Annotated in this window: 16 protein-coding genes and 2 pseudogenes; 9 read left to right on the top strand and 9 right to left on the bottom strand. The window is 66.1% G+C overall.

The genetic code is table 11. The features are described from left to right. Window positions 1-37 precede the first annotated feature (37 nt). Window positions 38-754 carry a TetR/AcrR family transcriptional regulator gene (locus CQY20_RS04565; RefSeq protein WP_174814651.1) on the top strand — a complete coding sequence of 239 codons (717 nt, stop codon included), beginning with the start codon at window positions 38-40 and terminating at the stop codon, window positions 752-754. Window positions 755-788: 34 nt separating this feature from the next. Here CQY20_RS04565 and CQY20_RS04560 read toward each other — a convergent pair whose 3' ends face one another. From CQY20_RS04560 to CQY20_RS04545, 4 genes are all read right to left on the bottom strand, one after another. Further along, a complete protein-coding gene (locus CQY20_RS04560) occupies window positions 789-1964 on the bottom strand; it encodes a thiolase family protein (RefSeq protein ID WP_097938473.1) in 1176 nt (391 codons plus the stop codon). A 105-nt stretch (window positions 1965-2069) separates the two neighbouring features. Beyond that, on the bottom strand, window positions 2070-2957 hold the full coding sequence (locus tag CQY20_RS04555; protein ID WP_097938472.1) for an enoyl-CoA hydratase/isomerase family protein: 888 nt from the start codon (window positions 2955-2957) through the stop codon (window positions 2070-2072). Then, a complete protein-coding gene (locus CQY20_RS04550; RefSeq protein ID WP_097938470.1) occupies window positions 2954-3718 on the bottom strand; it encodes a FadR/GntR family transcriptional regulator in 765 nt (254 codons plus the stop codon). Before CQY20_RS04550 ends, CQY20_RS04555 begins: the two co-directional genes overlap by 4 nt. Beyond that, on the bottom strand, window positions 3715-4368 hold the full coding sequence (locus CQY20_RS04545; RefSeq protein ID WP_097938469.1) for a PaaI family thioesterase: 654 nt from the start codon (window positions 4366-4368) through the stop codon (window positions 3715-3717). The genes CQY20_RS04550 and CQY20_RS04545 overlap by 4 nt, the downstream gene beginning before the upstream one ends. 126 nt (window positions 4369-4494) lie before the next feature. Here CQY20_RS04545 and CQY20_RS04540 point away from each other — a divergent pair. From CQY20_RS04540 to CQY20_RS04515, 6 genes and pseudogenes are all read left to right on the top strand, one after another. Beyond that, a pseudogene (locus CQY20_RS04540) lies at window positions 4495-4671 on the top strand (enoyl-CoA hydratase/isomerase family protein); the annotation flags it as partial. A gap of 29 nt (window positions 4672-4700) precedes the next feature. Next, window positions 4701-5513: an enoyl-CoA hydratase/isomerase family protein gene (locus CQY20_RS04535; protein ID WP_097938573.1), complete on the top strand. Its 813-nt coding sequence runs from the start codon at window positions 4701-4703 to the stop codon at window positions 5511-5513. Beyond that, the gene (locus CQY20_RS04530; protein WP_097938468.1) at window positions 5504-6304 is read left to right on the top strand and encodes an enoyl-CoA hydratase/isomerase family protein; all 801 of its coding nucleotides are present in this window, start codon (window positions 5504-5506) and stop codon (window positions 6302-6304) included. The genes CQY20_RS04535 and CQY20_RS04530 overlap by 10 nt, the downstream gene beginning before the upstream one ends. Beyond that, window positions 6304-7746 carry a class I adenylate-forming enzyme family protein gene (locus CQY20_RS04525; RefSeq protein ID WP_174814732.1) on the top strand — a complete coding sequence of 481 codons (1443 nt, stop codon included), beginning with the start codon at window positions 6304-6306 and terminating at the stop codon, window positions 7744-7746. Before CQY20_RS04530 ends, CQY20_RS04525 begins: the two co-directional genes overlap by 1 nt. Beyond that, window positions 7739-9214 (top strand): class I adenylate-forming enzyme family protein, encoded by a 1476-nt coding sequence (locus tag CQY20_RS04520; protein ID WP_097938466.1) that lies wholly within the window; start codon window positions 7739-7741, stop codon window positions 9212-9214. The genes CQY20_RS04525 and CQY20_RS04520 overlap by 8 nt, the downstream gene beginning before the upstream one ends. Next, window positions 9207-10727 (top strand): class I adenylate-forming enzyme family protein, encoded by a 1521-nt coding sequence (locus CQY20_RS04515; RefSeq protein WP_097938465.1) that lies wholly within the window; start codon window positions 9207-9209, stop codon window positions 10725-10727. Before CQY20_RS04520 ends, CQY20_RS04515 begins: the two co-directional genes overlap by 8 nt. A 50-nt stretch (window positions 10728-10777) precedes the next feature. Here the strand turns inward: CQY20_RS04515 and CQY20_RS04510 are convergent, their stop codons facing one another. Beyond that, complete coding sequence (locus CQY20_RS04510) at window positions 10778-11260, bottom strand: YkgB family protein (protein ID WP_097938464.1); 483 nt, start codon at window positions 11258-11260, stop codon at window positions 10778-10780. Between the two features lie 148 nt (window positions 11261-11408). Between CQY20_RS04510 and CQY20_RS04505 the strand changes: the two genes are divergently transcribed. After that, on the top strand, window positions 11409-12308 hold the full coding sequence (locus tag CQY20_RS04505; RefSeq protein ID WP_097938463.1) for a LysR family transcriptional regulator: 900 nt from the start codon (window positions 11409-11411) through the stop codon (window positions 12306-12308). 8 nt (window positions 12309-12316) lie between these two features. Here CQY20_RS04505 and CQY20_RS04500 read toward each other — a convergent pair whose 3' ends face one another. Further along, window positions 12317-13057 (bottom strand): SDR family NAD(P)-dependent oxidoreductase, encoded by a 741-nt coding sequence (locus CQY20_RS04500; RefSeq protein ID WP_097938462.1) that lies wholly within the window; start codon window positions 13055-13057, stop codon window positions 12317-12319. A 197-nt stretch (window positions 13058-13254) separates the two neighbouring features. Between CQY20_RS04500 and CQY20_RS04495 the strand changes: the two genes are divergently transcribed. Further along, window positions 13255-14064: an LLM class F420-dependent oxidoreductase gene (locus CQY20_RS04495; protein WP_097938461.1), complete on the top strand. Its 810-nt coding sequence runs from the start codon at window positions 13255-13257 to the stop codon at window positions 14062-14064. Window positions 14065-14179: 115 nt separating this feature from the next. Here the strand turns inward: CQY20_RS04495 and CQY20_RS04490 are convergent, their stop codons facing one another. The 3 genes and pseudogenes from CQY20_RS04490 to CQY20_RS04480 all read right to left on the bottom strand — a co-directional run bounded on the left by CQY20_RS04490 (window position 14180) and on the right by CQY20_RS04480 (window position 17254). After that, a complete protein-coding gene (locus CQY20_RS04490) occupies window positions 14180-14848 on the bottom strand; it encodes a GntR family transcriptional regulator (protein ID WP_097938460.1) in 669 nt (222 codons plus the stop codon). 2 nt (window positions 14849-14850) lie between these two features. After that, entirely contained in the window at window positions 14851-16044 is a 1194-nt protein-coding gene (locus CQY20_RS04485) for an acyl-CoA dehydrogenase family protein (RefSeq protein ID WP_097938459.1), read from the bottom strand. A 2-nt stretch (window positions 16045-16046) separates the two neighbouring features. After that, window positions 16047-17254: pseudogene (locus CQY20_RS04480) on the bottom strand (acetyl-CoA C-acetyltransferase). Between the last annotated feature and the right edge of the window lie 46 nt (window positions 17255-17300).

Raw genomic sequence — 17300 nt, 5'->3', positions numbered from 1 at the left:
GGGTACCCAGGTACATTCGGCTTCGACACGGACTTCGATGGAGGTGCCCTTAGTGGCAAAGCAGGCAACCGCGGAGAAGCGTCAGCGACGCGAGCGCGGGTCGATCAACCCCGACGACATCATCAAGGGAGCGTTCGAGCTGGCCGAGGACGTCGGCATCGACAACTTGAGCATGCCGTTGTTGGGCAAGCACCTCGGTGTCGGAGTGACGAGCATCTACTGGTACTTCCGCAAGAAGGACGATCTGCTCAACGCGATGACCGACCGCGCGCTGAAGCAGTATGTGTTCGCGACGCCTTATGTGAAGGCCGACGACTGGCGCGAAACACTGGCCAACCACGCGCGCACCATGCGAAAGACGTTCCTGAGCAATCCGATTCTGTGCGACCTCATTCTCATCCGCTCGGCGCTGAGCCCGCGCGCGGCGAAACTGGGTGTCGTCGCCGTCGAGAAGGCGATCGAAAACCTGGTCGAGGCCGGGCTTTCACCCGAGGACGCATTCGACACCTACTCGGCGGTGTCGGTGCATGTGCGCGGATCAGTGGTGCTGCAACGGCTTTACGACAAGAACCGCGCCAACCACGGCGGGCCGGGCGATTTCGAGGAAACCATGGTCATCGACCCCGACACCACACCGCTGCTGGCCAAGCTCAAGCGGGAGGGCCACCGGATGGGCGCCTCCGATGACCAGAATTTCGAATACGGCCTCGAGTGCATCCTCGACCACGCCGAAAGATTGATTTCGGCGCGCTAACGGGCGCTCAGCGCACGTATGCGCGCCGAAATCGCTAGACTTCGACGACGACGGCGCCGCCCTGGCCGCCGCCCGCGCACATCGCCGCGACGCCGATGCCACCGCCGCGCCGCTGCAGTTCGTAGACCAGCGTGGTGACCATCCGCGCGCCCGAGGCCGCGATGGGATGCCCGAGGCTGCAACCACTTCCGGAGAAGTTGACCTTCTCCTCGTCGAGCCCGTACTCGCGGCACGCGGCGATCGGCACCGACGCGAACGCCTCGTTGATCTCCCACAGCGCGACGTCCGACGGCTTCAGCCCGGCCCGGTCGAGCACCTTGCCGATCACCTTCACCGCGCCCAGCCCGCAGTCGCGGGGCGCCACACCCGCTGCCGCCCAAGCTTTTACGGTCGCCATCTTGGTCAGTTTCTCGGCGTCGGCGTAGTCACTGTCGACGAGCGCGACGGCCGCGGCCGCGTCGTTGGTGCCGCTGCTGTTGCCCGCGGTGATCGAGAAGCCCTCGATCTCGGGATGCAGCGGCTTGAGCGCGGCCAGCTTCTCGACGGTGGTGTCGCGGCGCGGATGCTCGTCGACGCTGAATTCGATCACCGATCCGTCGAACTGGTTGACCTTCAGCGGAATGATCTCGTCGAGGAACTTGCCCGCATCGATCGCGGCGATGGCCCGCTGATGTGAGCGCGCCGCCCAGGCGTCCATCTCCTCTCGGGTGATGCCGACCGTCTGCGCGGTGTTCCAGCCGACGGTGATCGACATGTCCTTGCACGGCGCATCGGGCGTCTCGGGGTGGGTCGGCGGCATCCACCGCTCCTCGAACTTCAGCTCAGGGCCGGGGATGCGCCAGTTCACCAGCGGGGTCATCGACAGCGACTGCACGCCGCCTGCGATCAATGCCCGCTCCATCCCGGAACCGATCTGCGCGGCCGCATTGCCGATCGCGGTCAGGCTGCCCGCGCAATGCCGGTTCACCGACTGACCGGGGATGTCCTCCATGCCGGTCGCCGCGGCCGCGTAGCGGGCGAGATCGCCGCCGCCGTAGTGCGACTCGGCGAAGATGATGTCGTCGAACGCGGCAGGGTCGACACCCGAGCGGCGCACGACCTCGGGAAGCACGGTCGTGATCAAGGTTTCCGGCGGCGTGTTGACCAGCGTGCCTTTGAAGGAGCGGCCGATCGCAGTCCTGGCGGCGCCGACGATGACGGGTGTTCCCATGTTCCTGACCTCAGCTTTTGGCGTTAACGACTTTACAAAAGTAGCAGATAATGTATCGCCTGCAGAAGGGTGGCGGCCGTCACTGGCCGCTGCCGCTGCGCGGCGTCACGGCTCGGGCACATGGAAATGCTCGTCACGCAGGCGGAACGCCTCCTTCGTGCCGTGCTCGGCCCTGGTCTTGACGAAGTTGAACTCGCCGGGCGCGAACTGCAGATTCGTGCCGAAGGCGTGGAACAGGTAGCTCGCGACTTCCTCGCCCTGATACGCCTGGCTCTGCTCGACGAGCCGGAACGCCTCCTTGGCGATGACGACGCCGTCGGCGGGCATCCTGGCGGCCTTCTCCGCCCAATACCTGGCCCGCGCCGCCACCTTCGACGGTTCGCACGTATCGGTGAAGACCCCGAAATGTTCGACCGCACCGGCCTCGATGACGTCGCCGGTCAACAGCAGCCGGCGCGCCAGCACCGGGCCGAGGCGGTGAAAGAACATGTGCAGGCTGCCCAGCGCAGGCCCGAGGAATCGCGTGGCAGGCATGCCGATCTTCGTGTCGCGGGCGATCACCGAGATGTCGGCCATCAACGCCATCTCGAAACCGCCGCCGAGCGCGTAGCCGCTGACCTCGGCGACGGTGACCTTCGGGAAACCCATCAGGTCGTGGTAGAAGCCAAATGACTTGCGGTCCACGGTCAATCGTCGACGCTGACTCGGCCTGCTCTTCTTGCCGCCGCCGTTGGTGCCATTGCCATCCTTGGTGCCGTACCAGCCATAGGCGTTGTTCATGTCTGCCCCGGTGCTGAACACGCCATCGGACCCGCGCAGCAGCACCACCGTGATGTCGTCGTCCTCCGCGACGCGGTCCAGGTGCCGGGCCATGGTCTCGCGCATGGCGGCGTCGTAGGAGTTGCGCTGCTTGGGGTTGTTCAACGTGATCGTCGCGATCCTCTTGTCGGTATCGACGTCGAACAGCACGCGGTCGTCGGCTGCGGCGGTCATTGTCCTGGACTCCTCGAAATCAATTTCGCCTCAATGGTTTTTTCCCCACCGGCAGCAAGGGTGTTGCGGCGGGCGGCCGCAAGGTGATCGGATGCCAGCCGCACGGCACGCGCCGCGTTGCCTTCTCGAATGGCATCGAGCAGTCGCTGGTGGTCGCGCAGCGCGGCGCGCATGGTCGTGTGACTGACGTCGTCATCGCTCCAGACCGACGACTCGTGCGCCGACCAGATCAGCTCCAGCGACCCGATCAACAGAATCATCGGCTCGTTGCCGCACCGTGACACCAACGCTTCGTGGAAACGTCGAGCGTTGGGCACGTAGCGAGACAAGTCCTCCAATTGCTCGGTCTGTAAGTCGATCTCGGCCTGCAGATACGGGACCACTTCGGTCATCCGGTCCTGGCGCGACGCGCACATCCCCGCGCAGATCGGCTCGAGATGCAACAGCGCCTCGCTGACGTCGGCGGGTGTCGACCCGCGGGTCTGCAGGACCATGCTGATCATGTGGGCGGTGCGATCCGCCGAGGGCTGACGGACCACCGCTCCCCCGACGTTGCCGCGCCGCACCGAGATGAGCCCATCGGTCTCCAGGATGTGAATTGCTTCGCGCAGCGCGGGCGGGCTGACACCGTACTCCTGGAACAGGCTCTCCTGGGACGGCAGCACATCGCCCTCTTTCAAACGGCCGGAGAGGATTTCGTCGCGCAGCCGTGACGCCACGATTTCCGCGACGCGCGGTTGCCGGATGCCGTGCAGCTTCATCGTTCCCGCCGCCTTCCGAAATTGGCGGTGATGAGCTTGTCGGGCTCCAACGCCAGGGTGTTCGCCTCGCCGATGCAGAGCACGTCGTCGTCCAGCAGCAACCGCGCCGTTGACGTGACCGCCCGGTCGGTTCGCGTACGGGTGATGTCGAAGCGCAGATCGGTGAGGATGGGCGTCGGCCTGCGGAATGTCACGTTCAACGAACGGGTTTTGCCCGACAGTTCGGTGGCGCAGTTCTGGTGCTGGGTGATGCAGTCGAAGAACACCGCGAGAAATCCGCCGTGCACCAGGCCCGGCGGGCCCTCGTACACGACCGGGAAGATCACCTGCCCCTCGGCGGAGTCGGCATCGAGTCGGTCGAAGCGATACTCGGGGAAGCACGGGTTGTATGCCCCGATGTCAAACGCATGGGACAGGTAAACCCGTTGCGTGTCGGCTCCGTCGGCGCCCATCCGCGGAGAAAGGGCCGGTGGGGCCGCGGCCGCCAACTCCTTCTCCCAGTCCGCGAATTGGGTCAGCATGGCGTCGACCGTCGGGTGCGGATGCTCCAGCGACAACAGCAGACCCGCGAGGCGTCGCAACGCGCCCGCAGCGGCGACGGTTTGTTCCAGCGGTTGTTCACCGAACCGGGCTGTCGCGCCGTCCGCCATATCGGGCTTTCCTTTCTATTTTGTATAGGATAGTAATGGTTTAGCCTACTGTATGGGTATCCGTAAACGGCTCAAGAAGGGACCCCGGCAGTGAGTCAAGGCGACGCCGACGGCACGGTGGCCGCCCACACGGTGGCGGTCGGGCTGGCCAAGCAGGCCGTCCATTACGGTCAGCACGCGACACTTCCGCAGCCCGTGAACCAGCAGCTCCACAACCTCGAACTCGCCTGCCGAACGGCCGATTTCAACGAGGGCCTTGCGGCGTTCCAGCAGCGCCGTGCGCCGGGGTTCCAAGGCAGATGACCGACACGTGCTCGACGAAGGGAACGCCGATGGCCGGCAAGTCGTATGACACCATCACCTATGAGGTCGACGGGCACACGGCCACCATCACGTTGAACCGTCCAGAGGCCCTCAATGCGCTCAGCCCGTACATGATCACCGAGTTGCGGGCCGCTTACGACGAAGCCGAGAACGACGACAACGTGTGGCTACTCATCGTCACGGGCAACGGCCGGGCCTTCTGCTCCGGCGCCGACGCCAAGCAGATCCCCGAGGACGGCAAGGTCATCAACGAGCGGCCCTACCTGTCGACCTACGACCAGTGGGAGGCACCACAGGAGGGCACCCCGCCGTTTCGCCGGATGGCCAAACCGGTGCTGGCCGCGATCAACGGAATCTGCTGCGGCGCAGGGCTGGACTGGGTCACGACGGGCGACATCGTCATCGCCTCCGACAAGGCCACCTTCTTCGACCCGCACGTCAGTATCGGGCTGGTGGCCGGCCGCGAGATGGTCCGGCTTGCTCGCGTGCTGCCACGCAACATCGCGCTGCGCATGGCCTTGGCCGGCAAGCACGAGCGGATGGACGCACAGCGGGCATACGAACTCGGCATGATCAGCGAGGTCGTGCAACACGAACGACTGCTGGAACGTGCCCACGAAATCGCCGACATGGTGAATTCCAATGCTCCGCTGGCCGTTCGCGGCACCCGGCTGGCCATCCACAAGACACTGGACCTGCCGCTGCACGAGGGCGAGATCCTCGCCGAGGCGTTCCGCGAACGCAACCTGCACACCGAGGACGCACTCGAAGGGCCGAGGGCCTTCGTCGAAAAGCGCGCACCGAAATGGCAATGCCGATGAGCATCCCCATGAACTTCGGAACCATCCTTCTCGACGTCGACGCCCACGACCACGTCGCCACCATCACGTTGAACCGCCCCGACGTGCTCAACGCGTTCAACCGCACCATGTGCGAGGAGATGGCGCGCGCCTGGCGGGCCGTCAAGCTTGACGAAACGGTGCATGCGGTGGTGCTCCGCGCGGCGGGCGATCGGGCGTTCAGCGCGGGCCTGGATGTCAAGTCCTCCTACGTGCAACCCGAAAACGTGTGGAACCACGAGGATCCCGGTGAGCTGCTCAGCCCGAAGTGGCAGAAGATGTGGAAGCCGGTGGTGTGCGCCGTTCAGGGCATCTGCACCGCGGGCGCGTTCTACTTCGTCAATGAATCCGATGTCGTGATCTGCTCGGACGACGCCACGTTCTTCGATTCCCACGTGTCGGCCGGCCTGGTCTGTGCGCTCGAGCCGATCGGGCTGATGCGCCGCATCGGGTTGGCCGAGACCCTGCGAATCGCGCTGATGGGCAACGACGAACGCGTCGGCGCCGACACCGCGCTCCGCATGGGTTTGGTATCGGAAGTGGTGTCCCGCGACGAACTGTGGACACGCGCGCACGCGATAGCCACGACCATCGCAGCGAAGCCGCCGTCGGCGACCCAAGGCACCGTCAAGGCGATCTGGGAATCGCTGGACAAGCCCTACCGCGCCGCGCTCGAGCAGAACCTGATCTACACCAGGCTGGGAAACCCGATCGGGACGGCCGAACTCGCAAGGCAAGGCGGAGCCGCAAAGCCTCGACCACGGATTCGGTGATAATGAAACACCCACTGCGCCAGCGCCTCTCTGGTGTGCTCGAGCTGGCCCCGGACGCCTCGGCGATCGAGTACGACAGGCAGTGGTTCACCTACCGCCAGATTGCGGCGCTCGCCGGTGACATCGCGACGACGGTCGACGGCCGCTGCCAGGTCGGCATCCTGCTGCGCAACCGGCCGACATTCGTCGCCGCGTTCCTCGGCGTGCTGTTGGCGGGTGGAACGGTGGTCGTCATCAACCCGTCGCGCGGCGACGACCGCACCAAGGCCGACATCGCTGCGCTCGATCTGCCGGCCATCGTCGGCGAAACCGATGATCTGACGAACCTTGTGCCACCTCAATCGGGTTCGAGGCTGCTGTCGGTCTCAGCATTGGACGCGCCTCCGCACGTGGTGTCTGCCGGAGACGGTGCCGCCGCCGAACGCCCCGGTGTGGCGGTCCGAATGCTGACCAGCGGCACCACCGGCCCGCCCAAGCGGATCGACCTCACCTACGACATGCTCGCCCACAGCGTGATGGGCATCGAGTGGGATCGCTCCCCTGGCCCCACCGCGGTGCGCAAGGGCGTGGCGATCGTCAACGCACCGTTGGTGCACATCGGCGGGGTGTTTCGGGTACTGCAATGCCTCGTCGATGCGCGGCCGTTCGTGCTCCTGGAGCGATTCGAACTCGACAAGTGGGCCGACGCCGTGCGCAGGCATCGACCGCGAGCGGTGTCACTGGTGCCCGCCGCACTGCGGATGGTGTTGCACTCGTCGCTGACCCGTGAAGACCTCGGCAGCATCCGCGCCGTCACGTCCGGCACCGCCCCGCTGTCGGCCGACGACGCCGACGCCTTCCAGCGGACGTTCGGAATTCCGGTGCTCACCTCCTACGCGGCAACGGAATTCGGTGGCGGCGTTGCGGGCTGGACGCTGGCCGACCACCAGAAGTACTGGCAGACCAAGCGAGGCAGCGTCGGACGCGCCAACCCCGGCGCGCAACTGCGGGTGGTCGACGACGACGGTAACCCGCTGGGCCCCAATCAACCCGGTCTGCTCGAGGTCAAACCGCCTCAGCTGGGACCGGCTGCCGACTGGATGCGGACCACCGACATGGCCCGCATCGACGAAGACGGTTTCGTCTGGATCCTCGGCCGTGCCGACCAGGCGATCATCCGCGGCGGCTTCAAGGTGATGCCCGACGATGTGCGCGCCGCCTTGGAGAGCCATCCCGCCGTGCAGGGCGCCGCCGTCGTCGGTCGACCCGACGACCGGCTCGGCGAGACGCCCGTCGCGGTGGTGGAGCTGCGCAAGGACGCGTCGACCGACGCCGACGACCTGCTGGCATTCCTACGAAACCGGTTGGCCCGCTACGAAATCCCGACCGAGATCACCATCGTCGGGTCCATCCCGCGGACACCGTCCGGCAAACCCGATCTGAGCGCAATCCGCAATGGGTGAACGGTTCACCGTCGTCGAGGTGTTGCGACGGCAGACGGATTCTCGAGGTGACCACCCGCTGCTGGTGTGTGACGACGACCGCCTCAGCTACGCCGACGCCGAGCGCCGGTCGGCGAAACTGGCCCGCGGAATTGTCGCACTCGGCGCCGGGAAGGGCACCCATGTCGGGCTGCTCTATCCGAACGGAGCGGACCTTGTCATCGGCACGTTGGCCGCGGCCCGAATCGGTGCCGTGGTGGTTCCGTTTTCGACGTTCGCCACCGCGCCCGAACTTCGCGAGCAACTCATCCACAGCGACGTCGCCATTCTCTTGGCAGCGAACTCATACCGCAGCAACGACTTTCGCCAGCGGATCACGGACGTACGCGACGACGCCCCGCTGCTGCGGCACGTGTTGCTCAACCGCGAACCCGACGACGCCTGCGACGAGCGGCAACTGCACGCGCTGGAGGCCGATGTCGAAGGCTGCGACCCGCTCTCGATCATCTACACCTCGGGCTCGACCGGAACACCCAAAGGCGTGGTGCACACGCACGCCGCGCTGCTCGAGCATCAACGCAATCTCAACGCCATCCGAGGACTGACCGCCGACGACAAGCTGTTCTGCAACTCCCCGTTCTTCTGGATCGGCGGCTTCGCCTTCGGCCTGCTGGCCACGCTTGTCGCGGGAGCGACGCTGGTGTGCTCCAACGCCACCGATGCCGCCGACACCCTGGATCTGCTCGAGGCCGAACGGCCCACTGTCACCAACGGATTCGTCACCGGGATCGCACATCTCGCCCGCCATCGAAGCATTCACACGCGGAATCTGTCGTCGATGCGGCGCGGCAACCTGTACCCGATCATGGCGCCGGAGGTGCGCCCGGCCGACCCCGAGTTGCGCCACAACATGCTGGGCATGACGGAGGCCGGCAGCGTCGTGCTGCTCAGCGGCGATGAGTCCGACCAGCCCGAGCACCGGCGCGGGTCGTTCGGCAAGCCGGCGCCGGGTTTCGAGGCCAGGGTCGACGAGGACGGCGAACTGTGCATCCGCGGGCCCTACGTCATGGCGGGCTATTACAAGCACAGCCGGGAGGAATGTTTTGATGCCGACGGCTGGTTCCCCACCGGCGATCTCGTGCGCGTCGACGCCGACGGCTTTTACTACTTCCTCGGCAGACGCAGCTCGCTGATCAAGACCGCGGGGGCCAATGTCGCGCCTGCCGAGGTGGAGAAGGCGATCGCCCGCGTCACCGGTGCGACGGCGCACGTGTTCGGCATCCCGGATCGCGATCGCGGGCAGGCGGTCGTCGCGGTGCTCGCCACCGACGCCGATATCGACGAAGCGGCACTGCGCCACGAACTCAAACGGGAACTGTCGGCGTACAAGATCCCCAGGCGGATCGTCGCGATCCCGCCTGCCGACATACCCCTGCGATCGAGCGGCAAGGTGGACATGCAACGTCTTGCGGCGGTGTTGGATGGCTGACTTTCCGGCAACCATCGACCAATTGGTGCGCGCCCGCGCCGACGAGTACGGGCCCAAGCCGATGGTGATCGATCGGCACATGCGGCTCAGCTACACCGAACTGGACGCCACGACGCGCGCCATCGCCGCCGCATTCGTCGACGCCGGAGTGTCCAAGGGGACCCGGGTGGGCCTGATCATGCCCAACGGTGTCCGCTGGGTTCAGACCGCGGTGGCGCTGATGCGGATCGGCGCTGTCTTGGTGCCGCTGAGCACCCTGCTGGCGCCGCGCGAACTGGTGGCGCAGCTGCGGGTCGCGTCTGTCCAGCATCTGGTCGCCGTCGAGGAGTTCCGCGGCCACCGATACCACGACGACCTGTCGGAATACGACCTTGCGGCGGATCTTCCTGCGTTGCAGCGTGTGTGGACACCGGATCAGTTGCCCGAACCAAGTGACGCGGCGGTCGCGGCCGTCGACGCCATCACTGCGACCGTCACCCCGGCCGACACCATGGCCGTCGTGTTCACGTCGGGAAGCAGCGGGCCGCCCAAGGGCGTCATCCACTCGCACCGCAATGCCCTGGGCGCGGTCTGGGCCGGTCTTGGCGCCCGGTGCATCGACGCCGACACCCGCCTGTATCTGCCGATGCCGTTCTTCTGGGTGGGCGGCTTCGGCAGCGGCATACTGTCGGCCCTGCTGGCCGGCGCGACGCTGATCACCGAGGAGATACCCCGGCCCGAAACCACGCTGAAATTGCTCGAGCGCGAACGGGTGACGCTGTTTCGCGGATGGCCCGACCAAGCAGAAGCCGTTGCCCGGCAAGCGGAATCGATCGGCGCGGATCTGTCGGCGCTGCGGCCCGGCAGCCTTGAAGCGCTGTTGCCGCCGTCGCAACGGGCCCAGCCGGGCGCGCGAGCCAAGTTGTTCGGGATGACGGAGTCGTTCGGCCCCTACTGTGGCTACCCCGCCGACACCGACATGCCACGGCCGGCGTGGGGCAGCTGCGGAAAGCCGTTCGCCGGCACCGAGGTTCGCATCGTCGACACCGAGACCGGTGACCCGGCTCCGCCGGGGATCGTCGGGATGATCCAGATCCGTGGGCCGAATACGCTGCGCGGCATCTGCAGGCGCAGCCGCGAAGAGGTCTTCACCCCCGACGGCTACTACCCCACCGGCGACCTCGGACACCTCGACGGCGACGGCTTCCTGTTCTACCACGGCAGATCCGATGACATGTTCAAGGTCAGCGGTGCCACCGTCTACCCCAGCGAGGTCGAGCAGGCGTTGCGCGGCATCGATGGTGTGCAAAACACGTTCGTCACCGAGGTGTCGGGCGCGGTGGGCGCAGTGGTGGTCGGCGGCGAGTCCGTCGAGGCGCTACGGGCTGCTGCGCGAAAACGGCTGAGCGCCTTCAAAGTCCCCACCGTGTGGCTGCTCGTCGACTCCGACGACGCCATACCCCGCGGCGGAACCGGCAAGCCCGACATCAGGGCTTTGCGGGCGATGCTGGAACACCAGGTCCGCCGGGCCTGACCCACTTTCCCTTTCCCTCGCGAGCGGGGAAAGTCAGCGCGGCGGGAAGGTCAACTAGCGCGCATGGCGTCTGCCAGCGTCCAGAACGACAGGCCCAGCAGCGGGATGTCCTTCAGCAGGAACTCACCCGTGAGCGACAGCGCTGGAAACCCGCCACCGGCAGGCTCACTGACGCCCGGTGTGGTGAAGAGGAAGCTGACGGTCGCGACGAACAACACGATGGCCATCAGGCTGCCCACGATCGACACTTTGGGCGCGAGCGGCTTGACGGCAAGCAGTACCGCCGCAGTCACTTCGAAGACGCCCAACAGCGCCGAGAACACGTTGACCGAGAAGATGGAATACAGCCATCCCATGAACGGGCTGTTGGCGACCAACGGTTGTATCTGGTGCGCCTCGAAATTCATGAACTTCAAAACGCCGATCCAACCGATGACGATGACCAGCCCGTAGCGGGCCAGCACGGAGGCGACAGCGTCGACAGTGGAGATATCGGCAAGCCGGCGCACCGCCGCGTTTCGAGGAGTTGTCATAGTCGTTTCCTTTCTTGCCTGTGCGGCTGATGCCGCTGCGAAAGTGAACACTCGACACCCCAGAGGTCATCGCGGCCGACTACAGCCATCGGCGATGGGGGCGATAAGGTGAGGTGATAGGGCCGGACGAGCCGGCCCAGCCACGGTCATGGAGCTGCGAGAACTCAGGGGTTTTGTCGCGGTCGTCGAAGAGGGCGGGATGTCCGCGGCGGCCCGTCGCCTTCACGTGAGCCAGTCCGCCCTCTCTCAAACCATCAGTAATCTCGAGCGCGAACTCGGTGTCAAGCTATTGGTACGTAGTAGTGCCGGTGTGCGTCCCACCGCGGCCGGCAAGACGTTCTTGGCGGAGGCGCGAAGCGTGCTCGCCCGCTACGCGCAAGCCGTGCGGACGATGGCGGACTACACCACCGAGGGCACCGGCGTCGTCCGTCTCGGCGTCCCGCTGGAACTTCCTGCTGCGCTGTTGCCGACGACGCTTGCCAGATTCGCGCGCGACTATCCCGAGGGCCGTGTCGTCGCCCGCCATCTGTCCACGGCCGCGCAGTTCAACGCGCTGCGCGACGACGAACTCGACGTCGGACTGGTCCGGGAGTTGCCCGCTTCTGCCGCCGAGTTCGACGCGATGCTCGTGGTCCGGGAAAGCCTCGGAGTCCTCGTCGCCACCGATGTGGCCAACACGCTCGCCAAGAACGGCGCGATCGCTCTGGAAGCGTTGGCTGGACTGGAGTGGATCGGTTTCCCACGCGCGGGCTCACCCGCATGGCACGACGAATTGACGGCCACGTTCCGCGCGCACGGCGTGGATGCCGAACCGTCGCATTACGCCCACCAGGATCTGATCGCGACGGTCAAGCTCGTCGGCGTCAGCGGGGCCAACGCCTTCGCTCTGGCGCCGCCAAATTGGGAGCAGCCCCTTCCCGACGGCGTCAGTTGGTCACCGCTGCGGGGCAATCCCCTGGTGCGTCGGACCTGGGTGGTGTGGCCTGCGGATTCTCGCCGCCGCGACGTCGCCCACCTGATCAATGCCTTCGACGTCGCCGACGTCTGATCGACCGGTCAAGGCGCAATCGCGAGTTGTCCGCCGGTGACCGCGACGACGGCGCCGTTGACATAACTTGCGGCCGGCGTGACGAGGAACGCCACGACGTTGGCGATCTCTTCGGCACTGGCCACCCTGCCGAGCGCCGTCGTCGTCGCAAGTCCTTCGGCTAGGCCGGGCGTGACGGCCGTTCCAGGCGTTTCCGTTGGACCGGCCGCAACCGCGTTGACCCGCACCCCCGAGCGACCGAATTCATCTGCCCAGACCCGGGTCAGCAGTTCGAGGCCGGCCTTGGTTGCGCCGTAAATGCCTGCCTGTCGCGCGGGCACCGATGCCGCCAGTGTGCTCAGGTTCACCACCACCCCAGTGCCGCGCGCAGCCATCGGCGGAATCAGTTGCTGCGCCAGGATGTATGGCGCGCGAAGGTTGATGTTGACGTGCCGGTCGAAGGTCTTGTCGTCGGTGTCGGGCGTGGCGCCGAACTCGTAGATGCCGGCGTTGTTGACCAGGATGTCGACCGGGCCTGCTTCAGCGGCGAGGCGACGGACGCTGTCCGGCTCGGTGAGGTCGGCCGCTATGAATCTCGCCTTTCCGCCGCGTTTTTCGATCGCCTCGACGGTCTGGGCTCCACGGTCGGCATCGCGCCCATGTGCGATCACCTGTGCTCCGAGGCCGGCTAGCGCCACGGCGATGGCCTTGCCGATACCGGATGTCGCCCCCGTGATCAGTGCCCTCGACCCGGCCAGTGGTGTGCTCATCTGAATGCCTCCTGCTTGCCCAACCTTGCTCGTATTGAGCATCCTCCCCAGCTGCACTCGCCAGCGCCGCTTGAGCGCAGACGGTTCTTCTTATCGCCGCCATCAGCGGATGCGATCGGTCAAGGCATTAACCGGCGCCGGATCGCGTTGAGTCCGTCGACGGGCGCACATCGGCGTCGTTGACGAAGGAGGAATTAATGACTCAGATTCGGGTTGGCGTCCAGCTCTGGCCGGGCGGAACACCGGACTACCGCAGCTGGCGCGAGGCGGTCATCAATTCTGAAGAACTCGGCGCCGACGCCATGTTCGGCTACGACCACTTCCACAGACCGTTCGTCGAGCCGACGGAAAACGGCCCGATCCTGTTGCCCGAGCAACCCGACGTCAACAACTTCGAGGGCTGGACTGCGCTCGCCTCGTGGGCAGAGATCACCGAGCGGGCCGAGATCGGGTTACTCGTCACGGGTGTCGGCTATCGCAATCCCGACCTGCTGGCCGACATGGCGCGCACCGTCGACCACATCAGCGGCGGCCGACTGATCCTCGGCCTCGGCGCGGGTTGGTACGAGAAGGATTACCTGACATACGGATACGAATACGGCACCATGAAGTCGCGGATGGACCATTTTGAGGCCAGCCTGCCTCGCATCGAACAACGGCTCGCGCAGCTGGTGCCGCCGCCCGTGCATGACATTCCGGTTCTCATCGGCGGTATCGGCGTCAAGCGCACGCTGCCGCTGGTTGTCAGGCATGCCGACATCTGGCACACCTTCGCAAGTGTGGACGAATACCGGCGCAAGAACGCGATTCTCAAGGAACTCGCGGCGCAAGCCGGCCGCGACGAGAAGGAGATCGAGCGCTCGGTGCACTGGACAGGACGCAAAACCGCCGACGCCTTCCTCGACGAAGGGGTCACGTTGTTCACCACCGAGATACACCCCACCGACGACGGATATGACTTCTCGGAATTGAAGGATCTGATCGCCTGGCGCGACGAGACCCGCTGACCTTCCCCGGCGAGCAGACGCTAATGTCCGTCCTTTCCTTGGGCTTTTGCGGGCACAAGCGTCTGCTCGCGGGAAGGGGTGACCTCGCGGGACGGGGTGCGCGCCCGACCGACCGCTAGGTGACGACGCCGCGCTGCTTGAGGTGGTTGATCAACGGGCCCGCACCGGCGGACAGATGCTCCGACATCGCCGCGCGGGCTTGCTCGGCGTCGCGTTTGGCCAACGCCGCTACCACCCGCCGATGGTCCTTCATCGAGCGCTTCGGCCAGCCCTCGACGACGGGGAACACCGATTCGGGCGCGTAGCGGGTGATCTGCGACATCAGCTGGGCCAGCTTCGGCGAGTCGGCCGCGACATTGATCGCCCGGTGGAAATCGTGGTTGAGCCGGACCGCGCGTTCGTGGTCGCCGCTGGCGTATGCGGCCTCGAGTTGCGACTGTATCGACTCCAGTTCGCGCACCTGCTCGTCGGTGATGTTGGCCGCGGCCCGCGCCGCCAGCTCGCCGCCGATGTGGGCCTGCACGTTGGACACGTCGGTGATGTCACGCCGGGTCACCGGCAGCACCACGAAGCCGCGATGCGGCTGCTGGTCCATCAGCCCTTCGGCCCGCAACTGAAACAACGCCTCGCGCACCGGCGTGACGCTGATGCCCAACTCGGCCGCCAGCTGATCGAGCCGCACGTACTCGCCCGCGGCGTACGTGCCGTCAAAGATACGGTTGCGCACAAACCGCGCCACCGCTTCGGAAAGCTGTGGCCGCGTAGCGAATTCCGGCGCTACCACGGTCAGATCCGGTAGTCGGCAAGCAGCCGCTTGCTGATGATGTTCTTCTGGATCTCGCTGGTGCCCTCGCCGATCAACAGGAACGGCGCGTCGCGCATCAGGCGCTCGATCTCGTACTCCTTGGAGTACCCGTAGCCGCCGTGGATGCGGAAGCTCTGTTGGGTCACCTCCGAGCAGAACTCACTCGCGAGGTACTTGGCCATGCCCGCGGCGACGTCGTTGCGTTCGCCGGAGTCCTTCAGCCGGGCGGCGTTAACCATCATCAGATGCGCCGCTTCGACTTTCGTCGCCATCTCGGCGAGCTGGAACGCAATCGCCTGGTGTTCGGCGATCGGCTTGCCGAACGTGTGCCGCTGCTGGGCATACCGTATCGCCAGTTCGAAGGCGCGGATCCCGACGCCGCAGGCCCGCGCCGACACGTTGACCCGGCCGACCTCGATGCCGTCCATCATCTGGAAAAAGCCCTGCCCGGGCGCCTCCCCCAAAATCTCCTCGGCCTTGGCGACGTACCCGTCGAAAATCAGCTCGGTGGTGTCGATTCCCTTGTAGCCGAGCTTGTCGATCTTGCCGGGAATCGTCAGTCCCGGCGCGACTTCACCGAAGCCCGTTGACTTTTCGACGAGGAAGGCGGTGAGATTGCGGTGCGGCTTCTCGGCGCCTTCGTCGGTTCGCACCAGCACGGCCACCAGCGTCGAGCTGCCGCCGTTGGTCAGCCACATCTTCTGGCCGTCGATCGTGTAGGTGCCGTCGTCATTGCGCTTGGCCCTGGTGCGGATCGCGGCGACGTCAGAGCCCAACTCCGGCTCTGACATCGAGAACGCGCCCCGCGTCTCGCCGGTGGCCATGCGCGGCAGGAAGCGCTGCTTCTGCTCGTCGGTCCCGTGCTGACGCAGCATGTAGGCGACGATGAAGTGCGTGTTGATCACCCCGGATATGCTCATCCATCCGCGGGCCAGCTCCTCCACGCACAACGCGTAGGTCAGCAGCGACTCGCCGAGCCCGCCGTACTCCTCCGGGATCATCAGGCCGAACAGGCCCATTTCGCGCATCTGGTCGACGATGCCCTGCGGGTAGGCGTCCGCGTGCTCGAGTTCCTGGGCGTGCGGGATGATCTCCTTGTCGACGAATTGCCGTACATTGGCGATGATTTCGGACTGAAACTCGGTCAGCCCCAGCGTCTGCGCGATTCTGGTCACGCTCATACCCTCTCGAACACCGCGGCCAGTCCCTGCCCGCCGCCGATACACATGGTTTCCAGTCCGTAGCGCGCGTCACGCCGATGCAATTCGCGCGCCAGCGTCGCCAGCATCCGCCCGCCGGTGGCGCCGACGGGATGGCCGAGCGAGATGCCGGAGCCGTGCACGTTCGTGCGCTCGCGGTCGGCTGCGGTGAAATTCCATTCCCGCATCACGGCCAGCGCCTGCGCGGCGAAGGCCTCGTTGAGTTCGATCAGGTCGATATCGCTCAGCAGCAGCCCCGCCCGGGCCAGCGCAACCTCCGTCGCGGGCACCGGCCCGATGCCCATGATGTCCGGTGCGACACCGGCGACGCCCCACGAGACCATCCGCACCAGTGGACGCAGCCCGAGCGATTCGGCTTTCTCGGGCGTCGTCACGATGCACATCGACGCGGCGTCGTTCTGCCCGCTGGAGTTGCCTGCCGTCACGGTGGCGTCCGGATCCGATTGCAAAAGAACCGGTTCAGCTTGGCCAGTGACTCCGTCGAGGTATCGGCGCGCGGATGCTCGTCCGTGTCGATGACCTCGTCGCCTGCGCGGGCGCGTACCGTCACCGGGATGATCTCCTCGGCCAGTACGCCGTTCTTCTGCGCGGCCACCGCCCGCTGATGCGACGCGACCGCCAACTCGTCCTGCTCCTGTCGCGAGATGCCGTATCTGCGGCGGAGGTTCTCAGCAGTCTCGAGCATTCCGCCGGGCACCGGATAATGCTTGCCGCCTGCGGTGGTGCGGCCGCGCGCCAGCCCGTCGTGGATCCTCACACCGGTACGCGCACCGCCCCAACGCATATCGGTCGAATAGAAGGCGACGTTGCTCATGCTCTCGGCGCCGCCCGCAACGACGACGTCGCTGTTGGCCGTGGCGACCTGCAGGCACGCCTGGATGACCGACTGCAGGCCGGACCCGCAGCGCCGGTCGATCTGCATGCCGGGCACGGCGATCGGCAGGCCCGCGTCCAGCGCGACGACTCTGCCGATGGCGGGCGCCTCGCTGTTGGGATAGCAGTGGCCGAGGATGACGTCGTCGATCGCCTCGGGCGCGATCCCGGTGCGGTCCAGCAGGCCCTTGAGGGCGGTCACGCCGAGTTCGACGGCGGTCAGCGACTTGAACATGCCGCCGTAGCGGCCGATCGGAGTGCGCACGGGCTCACAGATCACGGCCTCACGCATGGTTCCCCTTTCGCCGAAACGGACACATGGGCGCAAAAGTTCGAGT

It is taken from the genome of Mycolicibacterium agri, from assembly GCF_002553505.1.
Taxonomy (GTDB): domain Bacteria; phylum Actinomycetota; class Actinomycetes; order Mycobacteriales; family Mycobacteriaceae; genus Mycobacterium; species Mycobacterium agri.
This window is presented reverse-complemented; position numbering and strand designations above follow the sequence as displayed.

What these genes read in the sequence shown, in the direction of transcription:
- CQY20_RS04565 (WP_174814651.1), top strand. Translation starts at nt 38, where the DNA reads ATGGAGGTGCCCTTAGTGGCAAAGCAGGCAACCGCGGAGAAGCGTCAG.
- CQY20_RS04560 (WP_097938473.1), bottom strand. Translation starts at nt 1,964, where the DNA reads ATGGGAACACCCGTCATCGTCGGCGCCGCCAGGACTGCGATCGGCCGC.
- CQY20_RS04555 (WP_097938472.1), bottom strand. Translation starts at nt 2,957, where the DNA reads ATGACCGCCGCAGCCGACGACCGCGTGCTGTTCGACGTCGATACCGAC.
- CQY20_RS04550 (WP_097938470.1), bottom strand. Translation starts at nt 3,718, where the DNA reads ATGAAGCTGCACGGCATCCGGCAACCGCGCGTCGCGGAAATCGTGGCG.
- CQY20_RS04545 (WP_097938469.1), bottom strand. Translation starts at nt 4,368, where the DNA reads ATGGCGGACGGCGCGACAGCCCGGTTCGGTGAACAACCGCTGGAACAA.
- CQY20_RS04535 (WP_097938573.1), top strand. Translation starts at nt 4,701, where the DNA reads ATGGCCGGCAAGTCGTATGACACCATCACCTATGAGGTCGACGGGCAC.
- CQY20_RS04530 (WP_097938468.1), top strand. Translation starts at nt 5,504, where the DNA reads ATGCCGATGAGCATCCCCATGAACTTCGGAACCATCCTTCTCGACGTC.
- CQY20_RS04520 (WP_097938466.1), top strand. Translation starts at nt 7,739, where the DNA reads ATGGGTGAACGGTTCACCGTCGTCGAGGTGTTGCGACGGCAGACGGAT.
- CQY20_RS04515 (WP_097938465.1), top strand. Translation starts at nt 9,207, where the DNA reads ATGGCTGACTTTCCGGCAACCATCGACCAATTGGTGCGCGCCCGCGCC.
- CQY20_RS04510 (WP_097938464.1), bottom strand. Translation starts at nt 11,260, where the DNA reads ATGACAACTCCTCGAAACGCGGCGGTGCGCCGGCTTGCCGATATCTCC.
- CQY20_RS04505 (WP_097938463.1), top strand. Translation starts at nt 11,409, where the DNA reads ATGGAGCTGCGAGAACTCAGGGGTTTTGTCGCGGTCGTCGAAGAGGGC.
- CQY20_RS04500 (WP_097938462.1), bottom strand. Translation starts at nt 13,057, where the DNA reads ATGAGCACACCACTGGCCGGGTCGAGGGCACTGATCACGGGGGCGACA.
- CQY20_RS04495 (WP_097938461.1), top strand. Translation starts at nt 13,255, where the DNA reads ATGACTCAGATTCGGGTTGGCGTCCAGCTCTGGCCGGGCGGAACACCG.